The 18410-nt window shown below is 55.4% G+C and carries 14 protein-coding genes; 10 read left to right on the top strand and 4 right to left on the bottom strand.

Annotated features, from left to right (window positions below; all coding sequences use genetic code 11):
* On the bottom strand, nucleotides 1-1330 hold a 1330-nt coding region (locus tag ABX962_RS09455), incomplete at its 3' end, for a TolB family protein (protein ID WP_372718790.1).
* 556 nt (nucleotides 1331-1886) lie between these two features.
* On the opposite strand from ABX962_RS09455, the gene ABX962_RS09450 reads away from it, so the two are divergent.
* The 8 genes from ABX962_RS09450 to ABX962_RS09415 all read left to right on the top strand — a co-directional run bounded on the left by ABX962_RS09450 (nucleotide 1887) and on the right by ABX962_RS09415 (nucleotide 14158).
* Nucleotides 1887-3365 carry a sulfatase gene (locus ABX962_RS09450; protein ID WP_372718788.1) on the top strand — a complete coding sequence of 493 codons (1479 nt, stop codon included), beginning with the start codon at nucleotides 1887-1889 and terminating at the stop codon, nucleotides 3363-3365.
* A gap of 284 nt (nucleotides 3366-3649) precedes the next feature.
* The gene (locus ABX962_RS09445) at nucleotides 3650-4546 is read left to right on the top strand and encodes an AAA family ATPase (protein WP_372718792.1); all 897 of its coding nucleotides are present in this window, start codon (nucleotides 3650-3652) and stop codon (nucleotides 4544-4546) included.
* A 51-nt stretch (nucleotides 4547-4597) separates the two neighbouring features.
* A complete protein-coding gene (locus ABX962_RS09440; RefSeq protein WP_372718786.1) occupies nucleotides 4598-5812 on the top strand; it encodes a DUF58 domain-containing protein in 1215 nt (404 codons plus the stop codon).
* A gap of 102 nt (nucleotides 5813-5914) precedes the next feature.
* Nucleotides 5915-8518, top strand: coding sequence for a DUF3488 and DUF4129 domain-containing transglutaminase family protein (locus ABX962_RS09435; protein ID WP_372718784.1), 2604 nt, complete (start codon nucleotides 5915-5917; stop codon nucleotides 8516-8518).
* Nucleotides 8515-9180 (top strand): (d)CMP kinase, encoded by a 666-nt coding sequence (gene cmk / locus ABX962_RS09430; protein WP_372718782.1) that lies wholly within the window; start codon nucleotides 8515-8517, stop codon nucleotides 9178-9180. The genes ABX962_RS09435 and cmk overlap by 4 nt, the downstream gene beginning before the upstream one ends.
* Nucleotides 9181-9307: 127 nt before the next feature.
* Complete coding sequence (locus tag ABX962_RS09425) at nucleotides 9308-11128, top strand: cyclic nucleotide-binding domain-containing protein (RefSeq protein ID WP_372718780.1); 1821 nt, start codon at nucleotides 9308-9310, stop codon at nucleotides 11126-11128.
* 5 nt (nucleotides 11129-11133) lie between these two features.
* Nucleotides 11134-11955, top strand: a complete 822-nt coding sequence (locus ABX962_RS09420; RefSeq protein WP_372718778.1) for a hypothetical protein — start codon at nucleotides 11134-11136, stop codon at nucleotides 11953-11955.
* Nucleotides 11956-12049: 94 nt separating this feature from the next.
* On the top strand, nucleotides 12050-14158 hold the full coding sequence (locus ABX962_RS09415) for a cytochrome c3 family protein (RefSeq protein WP_372718776.1): 2109 nt from the start codon (nucleotides 12050-12052) through the stop codon (nucleotides 14156-14158).
* Between the two features lie 237 nt (nucleotides 14159-14395).
* On the opposite strand, the gene ABX962_RS09410 is transcribed toward ABX962_RS09415, so the two are convergent.
* Nucleotides 14396-15574 carry an SMP-30/gluconolactonase/LRE family protein gene (locus ABX962_RS09410; RefSeq protein ID WP_372718774.1) on the bottom strand — a complete coding sequence of 393 codons (1179 nt, stop codon included), beginning with the start codon at nucleotides 15572-15574 and terminating at the stop codon, nucleotides 14396-14398.
* A gap of 4 nt (nucleotides 15575-15578) precedes the next feature.
* Between ABX962_RS09410 and ABX962_RS09405 the strand changes: the two genes are divergently transcribed.
* Nucleotides 15579-16010, top strand: a complete 432-nt coding sequence (locus ABX962_RS09405) for a 6-pyruvoyl tetrahydropterin synthase family protein (protein WP_372718772.1) — start codon at nucleotides 15579-15581, stop codon at nucleotides 16008-16010.
* Nucleotides 16011-16097: 87 nt separating this feature from the next.
* On the opposite strand, the gene ABX962_RS09400 is transcribed toward ABX962_RS09405, so the two are convergent.
* Both ABX962_RS09400 and ABX962_RS09395 read right to left on the bottom strand, forming a co-directional pair.
* Nucleotides 16098-16457, bottom strand: a complete 360-nt coding sequence (locus ABX962_RS09400) for a hypothetical protein (protein ID WP_372718770.1) — start codon at nucleotides 16455-16457, stop codon at nucleotides 16098-16100.
* A gap of 288 nt (nucleotides 16458-16745) precedes the next feature.
* Nucleotides 16746-17615, bottom strand: coding sequence for a DUF1559 domain-containing protein (locus ABX962_RS09395; RefSeq protein WP_372718769.1), 870 nt, complete (start codon nucleotides 17613-17615; stop codon nucleotides 16746-16748).
* A gap of 462 nt (nucleotides 17616-18077) precedes the next feature.
* On the opposite strand from ABX962_RS09395, the gene ABX962_RS09390 reads away from it, so the two are divergent.
* Entirely contained in the window at nucleotides 18078-18323 is a 246-nt protein-coding gene (locus ABX962_RS09390; protein WP_372718767.1) for a PfkB family carbohydrate kinase, read from the top strand.
* Nucleotides 18324-18410 lie beyond the last annotated feature (87 nt).

Raw genomic sequence — 18410 nt, 5'->3', positions numbered from 1 at the left:
TGATCGAGGGCCCGGACGAAAAATGCTTGCGAATATCAAACGAGGGGGGCGAGTCATCGTTGCCGGTCGAATCGTCAACGACGCCGCTGCGGCTGACCAGCGTGGTCGTGTTTCTCAGCAGGTCACGAACGTAGATGTCGGCCGACAATCCATTGGCATCGTCAACGCCTACGACGAGGTCCGTCGCTTTGGTGACGAACGCAACATGACGTCCATCGCTGCTGATCACGGGGACCGCCGATTCTCCGTTGCCGCCATTGTCACCATCGGCATTGATGCTGACCAAGGTGTTCTTGCCGCCGTCATTGACGAACACGTTCCGTGTCCACTCCAGCACACTAGCGGGAACCGTGTCGACCAAATCGAATCCGTTGCTTTGAAATGCGATTTGCGATCCATTGAAGCTGAGTGACGGATTTCCCGAAGCGGTCCCCAGTGCGTTCACGGTCGCCGCGGTACCATCGCGATTGATCGTGACCAGTTCCAGCGTGGCTGCGTCGGTCGCGGCGAGAAACACATCAAAGCCGCCATTGGCATCGGGGATTGGTCCGCCGCCCGGAAGCGTTTGAGAGATCGCCAGGTTCGATGCCGCACTGCCAAACGCGACGAATTCACCATCGGGGCTGATTACCGGTCGCATCTCGGCGCTGGTGCCGACACCGTCGGCGCCCGACAGCCCCGCAGCGGTGCCGTCGGTCGCGATACTCAACAACCGTGTTTGCGAATCACCGGGCTCATTAAAGATCCCGTCACCATCGACATCCAAGTCGCGGACAAACACATTCGGAACACTGTCGACAACCTCTTTGACGAGATCTTCGGCAAAACTGACGAAGGCAATGAAACGCCCATCATCACTGATCGCCGGATGGTACGAAGCACCTCGAAACGTCGCTCCGCTGCCACTGTCGGTACCATCACTGTTCACACTGACTAGCGTCGTGATCCCCGTTTGCAAATCACGCACAAACACATCTTCGGCGTCGTTGCTGTCCGTTGGCGTCGTTGTGCTAAGCGGCGGTGTTAAATCCGATGCCTTGCTTTGGAAGACAACAAACCGCCCATTTCCGCTAATCGCAGGGTTCTTGGACGTCGCTACATCACCGGGTAGGTCGTCGCTGCCCGCAAACAAACCGTCCGGAGTGACGCTAACCAGATCGACCGCTAACAAATGACGGTTCTCGAGATGTTCGATGCGTGGATTCAGATAGCAGCGCAGTTCTCGGCGGCGGTGTTGCCGGAGCGAACGTCGGTAACGCGTGAGGCGGTTGCGAGATTGAGTTACCGTTCGGATTGAATACTCGTTCCATTGCTCTGATTGCGTTGTCATGATGGCTACTCTCCCCAAAGCATCAACATGCGTGAGGACTGCCGAGTCAATCGAAGCCGAAAACGCGATGCCGATTTTGTTTCGGAACCTCGCGCGATGGTGAAGCGAATCTCACCGCGTGGAATCAGTTACGGTGTCTTTCAATCGAATCCTTGCAAAAGATGGTTTCTGGTGAGGGCGTGCCTTGTTGCGGTTTGGTGCTTTGCATTCCCCCAGAAGGGACCGGTTGTTTTCATTTTCAGGCGATTCTGGCTGAAATGCAATGAAGAACTTTAATTCCGCAATCGCCCACCGCGATTGCGGATCGATGCTGGCCCGTATTTGATTCGGTCTGGCCCGTGCGTGATTAGCAATCGAGTGTCGATTTTGTGGCGTATTTAGTCGTATTCGCAGGGGCCACGTGACTTGATTCATGGTTGTCGCCGCGACCAATTGCGGTGATCTCTTTGATGCCGAATGGGGTTTAAATGGACCGTGTGCTCCCCACGCAGGCAGCGGCTGCATTAAGATTGTCATCGCAACACGCAGCAATCCTATCTTTTTGCAGAGGCAGTCGATGAAATTGGTTCGGTCGTTTTTGATTTGCGTTGTGATCATGGGATGGGCCGTCGGCGGGCCGAGTTCGGCGGTTGACGCGGCGGATCAACCGCTAAACGTACTGTTCATTGCGATTGATGATTTGCGTCCGGAACTTGGCTGTTACGGCATCACGGAAGCACAATCGCCTAGCTTGGATGCGTTTGCCGAGACCGCGGTACGGTTCAACAATCACTTTGTCCAAGTGCCAACGTGTGGGGCATCGCGGTATTCGCTGCTGACCGGACGTAGTCCGCTTCGTTCGGGCGTCACGTCCAGCAATTCCGCCCTCTATCAAGGCGAGGCCAAACTGAGCGATGTCTCGCAGCCGGGGGCGCAATCGATGCCTGAGTTGTTTCGCCGCAGTGGATATCAAACCGTCTGCATCGGCAAAATCTCACATACGGCCGACGGCCGCGTGTACGAATACAACGGCAAAGGCGACGGTCGTGACGAAGTCCCAATGGCGTGGGACAAGTTGGCGACACCGTTGGGAGCGTGGAAGCGAGGTTGGGGCGTGTTCTTTGCCTATCCCAACGGAGTCCATCGCGAAGACGGTCAGGGACACCAGGATTTGATGGACTTTACGGCGACCCAGGACACGGATCTTCCTGATGGGTTGATGGCCCAATCGGCAATCGAGTTTCTACAGAAACAACGTGACGCCGACGCTCCCTTTTTTCTCGGGCTCGGTTTTTTTAAACCGCATTTGCCATTGGTTGCACCGAAGCAAGACTGGGATGCGTTTGAAAACAGCGAGATTGAAATTGCCAAAGACCAACGAAAACCCGAAACGGCGTATTGGCATCGCAGTGGTGAGTTCTACAGATACGATGCCCCTTTTGGAAAACAGCATCCTTTGTCAAAGGCCGCTCAACGCGACGCGCGTCGCGGCTACCTGGCGTGTGTTCGCTATGTCGATCGCCAAGTAGGCAAGGTGCTCGATGCACTTCAACAAAACGGGTTGGCCGACAACACCGTCGTGGTCGTGTGGGGTGACCATGGTTGGCATTTAGGGGACCAGCAGATCTGGGGCAAACATTCGCCGCTGGAACGCGCACTGCGCAGCGTGTTGATGATACGGGTTCCCGCTGTTTCAAAACCAGGTTTGGTTTCGGACGCCCTGGTCGAGACTCTCGACGTGTATCCGACGCTAATCGATGTTTGTAATCCCAGTTTCCAGCAAACGCATCAGCCGTTGGATGGGAAGAGTTTGACCTCGGTCATTCGTGGCGACACCGACTCGGTGCGTGAAGCATCACTCAGTTATTGGAAGAACGCGGTATCGGTGCGGACGTTAGAGCATCGTCTGATTGCCAAACAGGTGGGAGGCGAGTTTCGATCGATCGAGCTGTATCCGACCGACCGCGACGTGTTGGGGCCAAATTTGGCAGATGACCAACCCGCCAAAGTCAAAGAAATGTTAAAACTGTTTGAGCATTCATCCAAAAAGATGTGAACGCAGGACGGCGCAAACCTTATAAGCCGATGCGTTCTGGGCTCAGTCGGATGGAAGCGGCATCGATTGTCGGCTAAGATTGATGCGTTGGTCTCCAACAGATCGATACGCCGATCGATACGCGATGCATTTTCGTCGTAAGCGAGCGGGAGAGCCCAAGCGGCAAATCTCGGTCGTTTTGGGTTATTGTTCAAGCAAGCATTTGTCTAATCAAGATTGTTTCAATCGCAAAGGATGTCATGACGCGGGAAGCCTACGATACCTCTCGTCGTCTACGGGAAAACATCGAACAGGTCGTGTTCGGTAAATCCGAAGTGGTGCAAATGTTGGTGGTCGCATTGTTGGCCGGCGAACATATTCTGCTCGAAGACGTTCCGGGTGTCGGCAAGACATTGGCGGCAAAGGCGCTGGCACATTCGATCGACGGCAAATTCAATCGACTGCAATTCACTCCGGATTTGTTGCCCAGCGACATCACCGGCAGCATGGTTTATCGCAGTGACCGGCGTGAATTTGAATTTCACCCCGGGCCCATTTTCGCTAACGTTGTGTTGGCGGACGAAATCAATCGCGCCCCGCCGCGGACCCAATCGGCGCTGCTCGAAGCGATGAGCGAAGGTAGCGTTTCGATTGATGGGGTGACGCATCCCTTGCCGCAGCCGTTCATCGTCGTGGCCACGCAAAACCCGTTCGAATTCGAAGGCACCTACGCGTTGCCGGAAAGCCAGCTCGACCGCTTTCTGCTGCGAACCTCCATCGGCTATGCCCCACGCCGCTGGGAACGCGAAGTCCTGGTCACGCATCGCAGCGGCGAACCGGTAAACCAATTGCCAGCGGTGGCATCGTTGCAGGCGATTCGCGATGCTCAGGCCGAAGTCCGCGAAGTGGTCTTTGAAGAGTCGCTTGTCAATTATTTGTTGGACATCGTCGAAGCCACTCGGTCGCATTCCGAATTTGAGTACGGCGTCAGCACTCGAGGAGCGCTTAGTTTTTATCGTGGATGCCAAGCTCGGGCGCTGTCGGAATTGCGTGACTTTGTTACTCCCGATGATATCAAAGCGCTCGCGGTCGCGACCCTGTCGCACCGAGTGGTTCACGACAGCGTGTTCCAGGGGCCGACTCGGCATTTGGTCGAAGAGCAAATTGCGGCGATCTTGGAACAGGTCGAGGTGCCCGTCTAGTGTCCCGGCGGTGGGCGTAAACATTTTGATGGTTCCAACTCGGTTTTCTTCATGCAGCTTCGCAACGAATCACTGAATTCACCGTACTACACTCGCAAAGTACGGCTGACGCGATTGGGACTGCATTTTTTGTTCGTCAGTACGTTTGCGATGCTCGGCGGTGCGCTTCGCGGATTCAATCTGCTGCTGGTGGTCGCAGGGCTGTTGGTGGGGGCCTTGTTCATCCAATGGCGTTGGTCACGTGGGGCCGTGATGGCTCTTTCGCTTCGCCGACGATTGCCCTCCGAAGCGTATGTGGGTAAACCTTTCGCTCTCGATTTTGAGGTCACCAACCATAGTCGCTGGATGACATTGTGGTTGTTGCGTGTCGAGGACTGTGTCGAATCGCATTCATTTTCGTCGGGGCAACAAGCCGACGGCGACAACCGGATTGTGACGATTCGGCAAATTGGCCCAGGCCGCAGTGAATCAAGAACCACGTATGGGGTGCCGCAAAATCGTGGCACGCTGACTTTGGGACCGCTGCGTGTGGTCAGCTCGTTTCCACTGGATTTGTTAACCGCTCGCGTCGTCAATACCGAACCGGCGACCTTGGATGTCTATCCCAAATTGTTGACGCTCAATCGAGGGTGGCAGCGGGTCGTGTCGGGGCGAAACGACGGCGTCTCGGGTTCGACCGATCGGACGGGGCCCAACGAGGGCGAATTTTATGGGCTGCGACCTTACCGCGACGGTGACACGCTGCGCAAGATTCACTGGCGGACCTCTGCACGATTGGATCATCCCGTCGTTGCCCAGTACGAGCAATCACGTCGCTACGAGTTGTGTTTGATGGTCGACGCGTTTTTGGAATCGTCGTCCGCTGCGAACGACTTGGTCGAACAGGCGATTAGTGCCACTGCGACGATCGCGTTGCAGTTGGCTGGCAACAACGCGAGTCGCATTGTGGTCGCCGCCGCAGGGGACGAAGCGATGGCGACCTTGGCCAGCGGTTCGCCCGATAACAAACGCAAGGTGTTGTCGCTGTTGTCGCGAGTTCAATTGAGTCGATCGCCCGATTTGTTGGGAGCGTTTGAAATGTCCGCCTCGCTCAGCGGTCGTGCTCAAGATGTGGTGATGCTAAGCCCACGCTCGATGCCGTTGGCGATCCAGGGGGTGGACCCAAAACTACGCAAACGCTTGGATGATTCGCTGCGGCGGGGCCGGTTGCGGTGGCTGGACTTGTCGTCGCCGGCGGGAAGCCATTGGTTCGAAATCGCGGAGTGAGCCGCTTCGTTTACGAAACACACCGTAAAACTTGCTAGACAGTACAATGATGGGAAACCATCGCTTCGATCGGCGAGCGAATATTGAGTTGGGCGAAGATTTATGACATCGGTAATATCTGCGATTACAAAAGAGAGTGAGACGGAGGTCGATGGCCGCGTGAAGCTGTGTTTTGCGATCCTTTCCTGTTTGGGGGGGATGACGCTTGCAGGGGATCCCGATTCGCAAACGTTTGCCTTTATCGCAATTTTCTTTGCAATCTTTGGCTATGTGTTCGTCGATTGGTTGGCCTTTTTTTCGCTTCCGTCGCTGATTGCTTACCTCGCGATGGTTGCCGCGGCGATCTATTGCGTGGCCGATTTCGTCGTCTACGATCCCATGGCGCGGACGCGTTTTTCGTTCGATTTGTATCAAGCCGGAGATCGGCATCTTGTCGCGGTATCGCAGTTGTTGGTTTTGGTTCAAGCAATCTTGATGTTGCAAGTCAAAACGCGGCGGGTATGCGAGCAGTTGTGTGTGTTTTGTTTGCTTGAATTGATTGTGGCTGCGGTCTTTAACAATGCAATTACGTTTGGTTTGTTGTTGGTGCCGATTGGGTTTGTTGCCGCTTACGGATTGGCGCTGCTCTCGGGCGTTTCACCGCTGGATTCCATCTCGTTAGGGGGAGGCTCTGGTGCTGTGGGCCCTGGGGGGAGCGACACGCTGCCGTACGACAATCTGGGATTGCGGCACCTCGCTCATGCGGCACCCTCTAATGCCAAGAGCATGTATCGCACGATTCTGGTGCTTGTCGTTCCCGCCGTGCTGATCGTCGGAGCGACCTTCTTTTACGCGATTCCACGGACAACCGAATCAGCCAAGATGGGGCATAATGGCCGCACCTTGGTCGGATTTAACGAGACGGTGCGGTTGAAGCAGTTTGGCCAGATGCTAAAGAGCAATGAAATCGCGCTGCGGGTATGGATGACCGAGCGAGCCACAGGCAAACCGTATCATGCGATCGGCGGGTTGTATTTGCGAGGCCGTACGCTCGAGCGTTACCATACGCACGATGACGACGGCGAGTTGATTGCCGATTGGTCGACATTGCCAGGTGGGGTGATCAGCAACTCGCAACTGTTGCCGATCGAATCTTTTCCAGAGCGAAGTAGTGACCGCAATTTTTATGATGCAGTCAACGTCCAGATTGATTGCAAATCGATGTATAGCGATTCGTTGTTTGCCATAGCCCCCTATTACCGCATTGATACGAAGAAAGAGGTGGTGCATCAGGTCGAGCGTTGGACGCTACGGCGTCGTGAGGCGAGTGAGTGGAACCGTCCTCCGATTCAATATTCGTTTGGCACCAATTCGCTTCGAGACGGGGTGCAATCGGAATTGATCGCTCGTTTTGCGCCAGGCGAAGTCGCGTTGGTATCGAAGATCGCCGAAGTTCGCAACAACGGGCCTGCGATTCGTCCGAATGAGAAAAAGAACAATCCGGAGCGTGAATTTCGCCAAGACTACCGCCGCGAACTGCTGCGGTTTAACGCGCGACGAATGCCAACGATCAAGTTGATGGCCGATGCGCTCGCTAGCAGTATCCCTGAGAAAGAGCGGGGGCCGATGGCGTTGGCGAGGCTTTACGAAGAATTTCTGCATTCGCGTGGCGGGTTCCAGTACACCTTAAATCTGGATGCGGTGAAATCTTACAACGTTGATCCAATCGAAAAATTTGTCGCCAAAGATCGTCGAGGTCATTGCCAATATTTTGCTTCGGCACTCGCGATGATGCTGCGTAGCCAAGGCATTCCCGCTCGCTTGGTTGTCGGTTACCGGACCGACGACCTGAACGAGCTCGGACACTATTACGTGGCCCGTCAATCGCATGCCCACGCTTGGGTGGAAGCCTTGATCGACGAGCAAGATCTTGTTCACGTGGTCTATGGACAACCCAAGGCAACTCAATATTGGATGCGTTTAGATCCCACCCCGGGCGGAACGAATTCCGAGGGGAACACCCAAGGCGTTGGCAGCGTCATCGATTTGGCTCAGACGCTGTGGAAAGGATACGTCGTCGACGTGAACCCAAGTGACAATACGAATTCGAGCGGCGGATCGTCGGCGATCACCCCGATTGCTCAATCGAGAACGTTGTTGGCGACATGGCTGAAAAACATCATGGACCAAGTCCAAGCAGGACAGCTTGGGGGTGGGGCGCTTTCAGCGCATCGCGATTTTTCGTGGATTGCCGCGGTATTCGGAGTGATCGTTACGTTGGGAGTATTCGGATCGATCCGTATTTTTTCTGAATTGCTGCAGCGGGCAAAAACGGTTTCGACGCCTCTGCGGACGCGGCCGACGGTCCCGTTTTATGCCGAGACGCTTGATTGTTTGACGCGTTGTGGTATCCATCGAGAAAACGCTCAAACACCTGCGGAATTTGCAGTGATTGCCGAAAACGAGTTGAATTCGCCGGAGCGCCGAGCCGATTTCTCAGCGACTTCGCTGACGCGTTCACCGCTGCGTATCTTGACGGATGCATTCTATCGACTACGTTTCGGGCCAAACACGGCAAGAGTCCCCGGTGATGCTGATGTCGATCCGCAAACGATCCAGCACGCGTTGGACGAACTGAAGCTGCAAGTGCAGGCTCGGTTGTCGAATCCTACCGTTGGCAAACCTGCCCCACCCCATTGGACCGAAACGAAAGTGAACGCATCGTGATCGTAGCCATCGATGGCCCAGCTGGAGCTGGAAAAAGTAGTATTGCCCGTCAAGTTGCCCAGGAATTGAAGTTCGATTTTCTCGATACGGGGGCGCTTTATCGAGCGGTGACGCTCGCCACGATCCGGGCTCAGGTGGATTTCGACGACACGCCAGCGCTGGTGCAAGTCGCTCGCGAAGTCGATTTGCAGTGGGATGGCGATACCATCTTGCTCAACGGTGACGATGTTTCTAGCGAGATTCGTTCCCCCACTGTCACCGACGCGATCCGTTACTTGGCGGATGAACCGCAAATTCGCCGTCAATTGTCGGCCCAACAGCAGCGTATCGCCGCCGGTCGCGACATCGTCACCGAAGGACGTGACCAGGGCGCCGAAGTGTTCCCCGAGGCGGAGTGCAAATTCTTTTTGACCGCGTCACCCGAGGAGCGAGCGAGACGTCGCGTCGAGCAACTGAAAAGCGAAGGCCGGCATATGTCGTTCGAACAAGTGCTGGCGGCACAAAATAAGCGTGACCTCGAGGACGAATCACGCCCCGTGGGACGTCTGCGAGCCGCCCACGATGCGATCGTGCTAAATACCGACGGGATGACCCCCGAAGAAGTGTTAGCGTGGGTGCTCGATCGCATTCGCGAAAAGATGGAAAAACGCCAAACGCAGTGATCCCAACGCCATCTACTTCGGACGCACTCTCGGCGTTTCGCTAGGATTGGCACATCCCGCTGCGTGAAACTTTGTTTCACAGCATTTCTATTGACTTTGAAATGCGGGGCACGGTATCAGAGCGTTCATGAACCTTTCCGAAGCGATCACCGTGCGTCGTCCCCAGCGATGGGACAAGCCAATGGATGCGTCGATGAATGACGCCGATGTGGCTTGGTTGCGCTCGCGCGATCCGTTTGCCTCGATGGATCCGAAATCGTTCCCGCGAACCACCCCGCTGGAGGGTATTCTACGGAACGATTGCCGGTTGATTCGTTGCGAAGCGGGTGAGGTCTTGGTCCGCGAAGGTGACTACGGCAACAGCGCTTTCTTGGTGCTTGCCGGCAGCGTTAGCGTGATGGTCGATTCGCTCTCACCCGAACAGCTCGGACGCACCCCCAAAGAAAAACTGAGCTGGCCCGAGGCACTTCGGCGATTCCTGTTCCGCAGTGCGGTGCCCGAAGCACGCGAACCGTCGCAAGTGGTTCCACTGCGAACCAATTCATCTGGAACGATTCGGACGTTGGACAATCGACAAGCGATCTTCTTACAAGATTTTGATCTGGTGATGCGTGATTACGAACACGTTTCACTCGGCCCCGGCGAACTGTTTGGCGAAGTCGCTGCGATGTATCGTTCGCCACGCACAGCGACCGTGATTGCGGAAAACGAAGCCACGCTACTTGAGATACGTTGGCAAGGTTTGCGGATGTTTCGCCGCGACCAAGTCTTTGCCGATACGCTCGACGCGCACTATCGCGAGCAATGGCTGCCGGTTCATTTGCGAGAAATTCCGCTGCTTCGCTATCTTCCCGAAGCCAATTTGCAGCGAGTCGTCGCTGCGACGGGGTTACATTCCTATGGACGGATGGAATGGGACAACGACTACAAACGGCAACGGAAACTGCCGCTGGCGGAACAGATCGGGGCGGAACCAGTGGTGGCCGAAGAAGGGCGTTTGCCAACCGATTTGATTGTCGTTCGCAGTGGCTTTGGGCGGCTGTCGCAGCATTACGGCGCATCGCATCGCACCACCGCGTATCTGGGCAAAGGGCATCTGTTTGGTTTTGAAGAGCTCGCCTACAACTCACTGCGTGGTGAAAATTTGCCTCCCAAAACGCTGCAGCATTCGCTTCGCGCCGTTGGGTTTCTCGACACGCTGTCGATTCCAGCGGAGGTGTTTGCCGAAGCGGTTTTGCCGCATGTACGTCGCAGTGAATTGCCGGACGAAATTGCGAAACTGGTGACACGCCGTGACCAAGCTGCTACGGCTGCCGAGAACGCCGAACGACGAACGCAAGCACGTTTTCCACAATCCAAACGTGACGGAGGCAGCGATTTGCCGATCGTCACGGGGACAGGGTTCCAGCAAACCGAGTTGCTCGAGTTCGTCGTTCAGAATCGGTTGAATAACGGCCAACAAGCGATGGTCATCGATCTGAATCGATGTACCCGATGTGACGATTGTGTCAAAGCATGCGCCAGCGTGAATGATGGCAACCCACGTTTCGCCCGCCAAGGTTTGATTCACGACCGTTTGCAGTTTGTGCAAGCGTGTATGCATTGTGAGGACCCGGTTTGCATGATCGGATGCCCTACCGGGTCGATCGCACGTGATGTGGATACCGGCGTGGTGATGATCCATGAACCGATTTGCATTGGCTGCGGCACTTGTGCCAATGCATGTCCTTATCAAAACATCCAAATGGCAAGTATTCGTGATCGCAGCGGAAAACCGTACTGCGATTCTGCGAGCGGCAAACCGATCACCAAAGCGACAAAATGTGATTTGTGTAGCACGCAGCCCAGTGGACCCGCGTGTGCTTCGGCATGTCCGCATGACGCATTGGTACGAATCAATTTGACCGAGTCGGCACCGCTGTCACAGTGGCTCGATCGCCGGAGTTAGCACGTATGAAACCGATTCACTTTCGCACACGACGACGGCTTTCTGTGCTGGTTACGTTGATCGCTATCGTGATCGTTGTGATGGTCAGTCGTTGGCAACAGGACCGGCTTGGGCACGCCAGCTACTTTACGGGATTTACGCTGTTGGCGATACTTTGTCTGTTGATGCTGTTAGGTGTCCGCCGGCGATTGCCTGTACTGCCGCTAGGCAACGTGAGCACGTGGACTCAGATCCATCTGTATAGCGGAATTTTTGCTGCGGGGGTGTATGCCGTCCACGTTCCAGCACTCATCGCCGGAGGCCAGTTTGAATGCACATTATCGATTCTGTTTTTGCTAGTGTCAGGAAGTGGTTTTTACGGACTTTACGCAAGTCGTACGGTGCCGCGTCGTTTGACCGCGGTCCCAGGCGAATTCCGTTTCGAACAGATTCCATGGCATCGCAACGAGATCGCGGCGGCCGCAGGTCGGTTGCTCGATGGGGCCAGCGAAGAGGCTGCAATGGCGGTGCTGACGGCGTTTTATCGCAAGGTGCTGAATCCCTTTTTTGCTTCCTCGCCAACGTTTGCTTATGTGATGATTCCGACCGGGCACCGGCGACGTCGATTGTTGTCGGGTTTGCAAGAGCTGGATCGTTACTTGGAACAGGAATCACGATCAACCGCCGGTCAATTCGCCGCGCTCGTTCGCAAACGCGATGATTTGGATTATCAGTACGCATTACAATTCCGTTTGCGTTTGTGGGTCGTGGTGCACAGCGTGCTTTCGTTGCTGTTATTTGGCGGTGCAATCATTCATGCCGCGGTGGCGTTGCGGTTTACGATGTAACCGAACGTTGCACCCCGTTTCCCACGTTGGGTGTTGATGTGATTGATCAACCCTGTTCGCCCGACGATTCACCCCGCCCACGACGTTCCCCACGATGCCTCGCGAAAACGTTCACCTGCCGCCGCCACCCGCAATCGACCGTCCAGGGGATCGATGGGTTTGTGGCGTTCATTCATCGGGAAAAAAATGTGCTGCGGGACCTACGGGACTGGGGACGTGCCCGTTATCTGAACCGTGTTGTCCACGCCGCACGTGGCTGGGACGTCGCAAGGCGATTGGGTTAGTGGTGATGGGGATCGCCGTTGCGGCGTTGTTTCTGTACAGCCGCCAAGGCTACGTGTCGCAGTTTTTTAAACCAGGCGAATTGACGACGCCCCATGCTCAGATCTTGGCTGGTACGCTGAACGAAAAACGCTGCGCCGCCTGCCATACCGAAGCGTCGATGTCGCCACAATCGTGGTTCGGACGCGGCGGTGTCGGACACGATCATGTTTCGCAAACCGATCGCTGTTTGGATTGCCATCACAGCACGATTGATCGTCAATCGGCACGCTTGGCTCACAATTTGCCCAGCGAAGCACGGCAACAAATTCGATCGCTTTCGCTGCAATCGGCTTCACAGACCCATTCCAGTCTGGTTCGTCATTCCGTCGCGACCCCCGGCGTGGATCCAGAACATGTGCAGTGTGCCGCGTGTCATCGCGAGCATCGTGGCGCCGATGCGAATCTGATGATCATGACTGACGCCCAGTGCCAAACGTGTCACAGTCGCCAAATAGGCAGTTTTGCCGACTCGCATCCGCAATGGAATGATTGGCCGTACGGACGAGGCGGCAGGATTGCATTTAACCATTCCACGCATGCAATGAAGCACTTTCCGGCGACCCGCAATGGGGATGCCGCGACCGAGTTTCGTTGTTTGGATTGTCACGTCAAAGACGAGAATCACGAGTTAAGCCGTGTGGTGCGATACGAGTTCGCGTGCCAATCGTGTCATGACGATGCGTTGCGTTTGGAATCGGATCATGGAATCGAGCTGTTTGCGCTGCCCACGATTCCCGAACCGCAAACGCATGAAATGGAATCATGGCCGGTTGCCGCGACGGGGTTCTATGATGGCACCATCGCTCCGTTGTCGGAGCTGTTTCTGCGTCACGATCCCGAGGTCGCCGCGGCGCTACGTAAGATCGAATCGCGAGACTTTAGCCGCGTTGACGCCGAGTCGCGTGACCAGCCGGCTGCGGCCACCACGATTGCTGCGGCACATCGTCGTTTGCTTGCCGATGTGGCTCGTGAGGGACAGGCTGCGATGATTGAGCGTGCCGAGGCCTCTGCGGTCTCGTCCACGGCACTGACAAACGTGATCCGCTCGATCCCACCGCAAATGTTGTCCGATACCTTTCGCATGTGGTTTTTAAACCGCGTGGACTCGCTGGCAAATTCGGTTCCCCGTCAGCGAACAAAGCAGGTGTTCCGGACGGTCGCCGCCGCACAAAACCAACGCCCTCAGGGCGATCGGTTAGCCGGCACCCCAGTGTCCTCACGCGACGACGATCTGTTACTTGCAGACGAATCAGAGGGCGACGACTTGCTGCTCGGAGGTGACGACTTGTTGGAAGACGACTTGCTCGGTGGGGATTTGCTCGGTGGGGGTGATGATAACTTGCTTGTTGAGGACCCTCTGGCCGAGGATCCTTTAGCGGTCGACGCGGATACACCCAGTGGAGTTTCTCGGGAGGGTGGTGGTCGTTTTGATCCCGATCGGATGTTGATCGCGGGCGGGTGGTACCGCGACGAGTTAAAGATGGCGATTGTGTACCGCGGCAGCGGGCATGCGGATCCCGTGGTGCGTTCGGCCATCGAATCGCTGGCGACGCTACCTGCAAACGATCCGATTCGCCAACGCATGCTTGCCAATCGCACGGTGGCCGCATGTATCGGCTGTCATCCGGCAGCCTCGGACGGCGTCGGGAATTGGACCAGTCCGCCGCTGGTCGGCCAGGGGCGGACGTTTACCAAGTTCTCGCACCGACCGCACATGAACATTGCCGGTTTGACCGACTGTGTGCACTGTCACCGCGTGGGGCAGGATGACCACGATTTCGAACCGCTCAAGCTCGAGTCCTGTGCAACGTGTCATACCAGCCACGGCGCAGGCGAATCGTGCACGAAATGCCACCGCTACCACGTCGATTCGTTTTGACCATTGTGGAATTGGCTTCTAGCCTGTCATCAAGAGCAATCTTCTTCGGTAACCAAAGTCGCGAAGACTTTCGTCTGTGATCGCGCAGACCGGATCAAGCCGCGGTAGCGGCGTCGATACGGCATGTGACGCACGTGATGTTGGATTCGTTGCCGGAAATCCGCTCCGCTTCGTTCCTGGAGCACAGTTCATCCCGCGCAAGTTCGAATGCGATCCATCACAGGCGGGCAGCCTGTGCTACGCGGGGTAAAACTCGTTGATCGGACCCCCTTGGTCGGCGATATCGGTTTCCGCCAAGAATAATTGGCCTGCATTAGGGCACTTTGCCTTGGCTTCGGGGGCCATGTTCTCGACTGCGGTCGTGATCACCAATTGGATCTTGCCATCGTGACGCACCAATGCGGGACACGTGTTTTGGGGCGACCCCAGGGTTTGCCACTCACACACAAGGTCACCCGAGGCGAGGTCATACATGCGAGTTGCTCCGAAATCGGCAACGTCCGGTAAGAACATCGATACGATCACGTGTTTGCCATCAGGTGTCAGAATCGCTCCGTCAGGCACCGCCGGATCGTCGGTCAAGTCGATGACAACGGTCGGCTCGCCGAGCGTTGCTGCATCAATGTCCAAGGTATAGCGAACGATTTGGCGAGTCGGTGAATCGATGTCATATAGATGGAGTGTGCCGTTGTCGCTTTTGACAATCGATTTTCCGTTACTGCAGATTTGGTCGTCTCGTAACCGAATCAATTTCGAATCGCGGCCTCGATACAAATACAAGCCTGCCTTTTTGGTGGCGAATTCGAGGTCTTTGGTTCCAAACACCAAGTTGTTTTCATAAAAAGTGCCGTCATTGATGATCGTGTTGGTCACGTCACCATCGATCCCCTCTTGAAACGCTTCGAATGTGCCGGTCGCGGTGTCAAAGAAACCGAGCGAGCGCTCGCAACCGACCAGGAATCGGTTCGCGGTCGTACAGGGAAACGCGAACCCCGGTCGTCCCGGTAAATCAAACGATTGGTTGGTTTGCGTCGCCAGATCGTACAGATTCAGCGATCCCTGTGTCGCATCGGCACCGTGTTGAATTCCGACCCACGAGAATTGACTGTCGCGCAGCGCGAATGGACCTTCGGGCAAAAATCGCAATGCATCGGTCGTCGGAACGCTCAGTGCGGTAGCTTGGCGAGTTTCAGGCATGATGGATGACTTGGGGTTTGCGGTGGATGATGGATTCAGCGCGGATCGTTCCATGATCCGGTTGATCGCATAGTGTGCCATTTTCTTGCTGGCGAAGAAACCAGGCCGATTCGCGAGAATGGTGACATACTCTATGATGCCCAAGTAGAAGACACCCATATTGCATTTCATCCTGTTGCGAACCGCGGCACGGATTCGGTATCGATTCGAGGAAGACATGACGATGTCATTGAGCATCATGCGGCGATTTACGTTCTGCGCCGGCCACCGCTTGGTCGGCCATGAAGGCAAATGCCAAAACCTGCATGGACACAACTATGTGGTCGAAATCTATGTCACTGGTCACGAGCAGGATTCGGTCGGCCGTATCCTCGATTTCAAACTGCTCAAAGAACGATGCAAAGGTTGGTTGGACGAAAATTGGGACCATTCGTTTATTCTGTGGGACCAAGACGAGAATGGGCTCGCTGCGATCCGCTCGTCGGTGCCGCATCGCATTTATGAGCTGGCGTCCAACCCGACTGCCGAAAACATGGCGCTGCACCTATTGAACGAGGTCTGCCCCAAAATCTTGGCGGGGACTGGCGCCTCGGCCTTCAAAGTACGCTTGTGGGAAAGTGAAGAAACGTGTGCTGAAGTGGAATTGGAATCCTAGCAAAAAAAAATACGGCTAATCCCGCCAAGTGGACTCTTGGGAATTAGCCGTTGAATCAACAGATCTCGTCGTGCAGCAGTCGGATCGTCAGAACGCGTTGACGTTGGTGGTCACCCCTTTGCGAGTACTCACCGTCTTCGGCGAAAAATCACCTGCATCAGGTACGTCCCCCTGGTTCTTCAACGCGCTGAAGACCGTGTGATTACCATCTTTCAAATTCTTGAATTCCGTCGACTCACCAGGATTCAAAATGCGTCCGCCTAGTTTTACAAAATTGTCGGGGGTTGCATTTTTTAGAGCGTTGCTTGGGTCAACCGTCACGTAGGCGATCTGACCGCTGCCGTTATGGATGCGGATTTTTCCGAGCTCTTTGCTTCCACCGCCACCAGCGGTTGCAACCGACGGGACAGCGAAAGCGATCAACGCAGCAAGGCATAGCTTATACATTTGTGAACTCTTTGTTGTTGTGTGAACCATGGATAGAAACTAGCAATAAACACGATGTGGGGCACCAAGGTTGCGTTGTGAAATTGTTTGCCAAACTTGGATGACTAGCGTTGTGGCTAGCGGTGTCAAAATCAGCGTTAACGAGCTTGGGTAGTGACTTACAAAATTCACGCGGCATCATTGGCGGTATAGAATTCAGGCCGGTGCATACTCCTTTCAAAAACGGTCGGGGGTGAGGAGGGGGAAAGATCGGTTGGGAAGGGGGGAGGTAAAGGGCAGCAGCGTGTCTCAATGCCCAAACACTTCATTGACAGGTTCGTGTCCGTAGCGAGAGCACAAGGCGCCGATCAAATTTGCATCGGTTGACTCGGTCAAAAATTTGACAGCGCCGTCGGAAAACGCGACCTGCGCTCCACCCGGGTGAAAGCTATAGATCTCGCCGCTGTTGTCGATATTGATGCCACCGTTGTCGTGCGAGATTGTGTTGCGGCCATCTGCCCACAAGCCGTACGCCTCGGGAAGCCGGTCGACGACTTCAGCTAAGAAGATCGTGTAACTTGTGCCGTCGATAATTTCGGGTAACGAAACGGGATTCAAACGCTTGGGCGTCGAGGAGATCAAAACGCCGTTGTTCAAGTCGACGCCGGGCTGAGCTCGCTCGGACGCCAGCGCACTGCCCATCACTGCGGCGTAATCGGTATCGCCTGGGGAGTCGACGACCGACGAGGGGCAGCGAAAGGTGGGAATGATCGTGGCGGCAAGTTCCGCATTCCGCGGATACGCATCCCAGACAAGCTTGCGATCGTACGACGCGGCAATCGCCGCTTGTTCGATGTGGGGCAAAATCGCCGAACACCAGGACTGATTGCGTAGCTGCAAACGATCATTTCCAAGTGGCAGCGAATTGAAAGTTGCATGGAATTGGTGCAACCCAAGCGCCTGTTGGTGCAAATGATTCGCGCACTGGGTTCGCCTGGCCGCCTCGCGTGCTGCTTGAACACCGGACATGCTGAGCGATAAGAGAACACCGATGATGCTGATCACGACCAGCAGTTCGACCAGGGTGAATCCAGCCCGGAAACGCGTCGCAACGACGCAGTATCCGCTTGAATTGCCCCGCGTTTTTGACGACAAAGAGTTGGACGTTCTGGGTGTCATGCTTGTTAGACGCGATCCGCGTCTCTCCGTGCGTTGTCCCCGATCGATCCCCCGCTAACGTATTGGTGGGGGTGACGCTCTACCTCTGTAAGTTGTATCGTGGGTGTTCGGTCTGACAAGTCAACAATCGAACAAATTTCTATTGTTCGAAGCAAACGGCCCAAGGATTTGCGGTTCTGATCAAGTGGGGGAATCCGCAAAGGGAGGCGCATGGTTTGCTGCGAACATTTGCTAGTAAACCAGGGCGTTTGAACCGGGGCGGGGTAACGCAAACACCGTGTTCGACGCACTCAAACCGCGTATTACCCACTGCACGGGATCAACGCGTGCTGGTCTCTCTCGACAGCGCGAGAGAGGAGCGAAATGGTGATTTCACTGCTCCTTTTTTGTAGTGATTCGCATTCGTTTCGCAAAACCGTACAATGCAGGTTCAAAATTCACCGCCGAGCTCGATAGGATCGAATGACTTCTCACGCCCCCAAAACGAGTCTTGAGTTTCGTGGTTCGCCACTGATTATTGGCGAAGTGCTGCTCGATCATTTCCCCGACGGACGCAGTATTCTTGGCGGGGCTCCCTTTAATGTGGCATGGAATCTGCAGGGGTTGGGCCGCAAACCGACATTTGTTTCGTCGGTGGGCGATGATCCTGAGGGACAACAAATCCGCGAGCGGATGGCACAGTGGGGAATGAAATTGGATGGATTGTAGACCAACCCGCAACATCAAACCGGAGCAGTGCAGGTCACGCTCGAAAATGGCCAGCCTTCATACGACATTGTTTACCCACGCGCCTAC

This window comes from Novipirellula sp. (genome assembly GCF_041583735.1).
In the GTDB taxonomy this organism is placed as follows: Bacteria; Planctomycetota; Planctomycetia; order Pirellulales; family Pirellulaceae; genus Novipirellula.
Note: the sequence above shows the minus strand (reverse complement) of the source record. Positions and strands in the feature narration are given on the sequence as shown.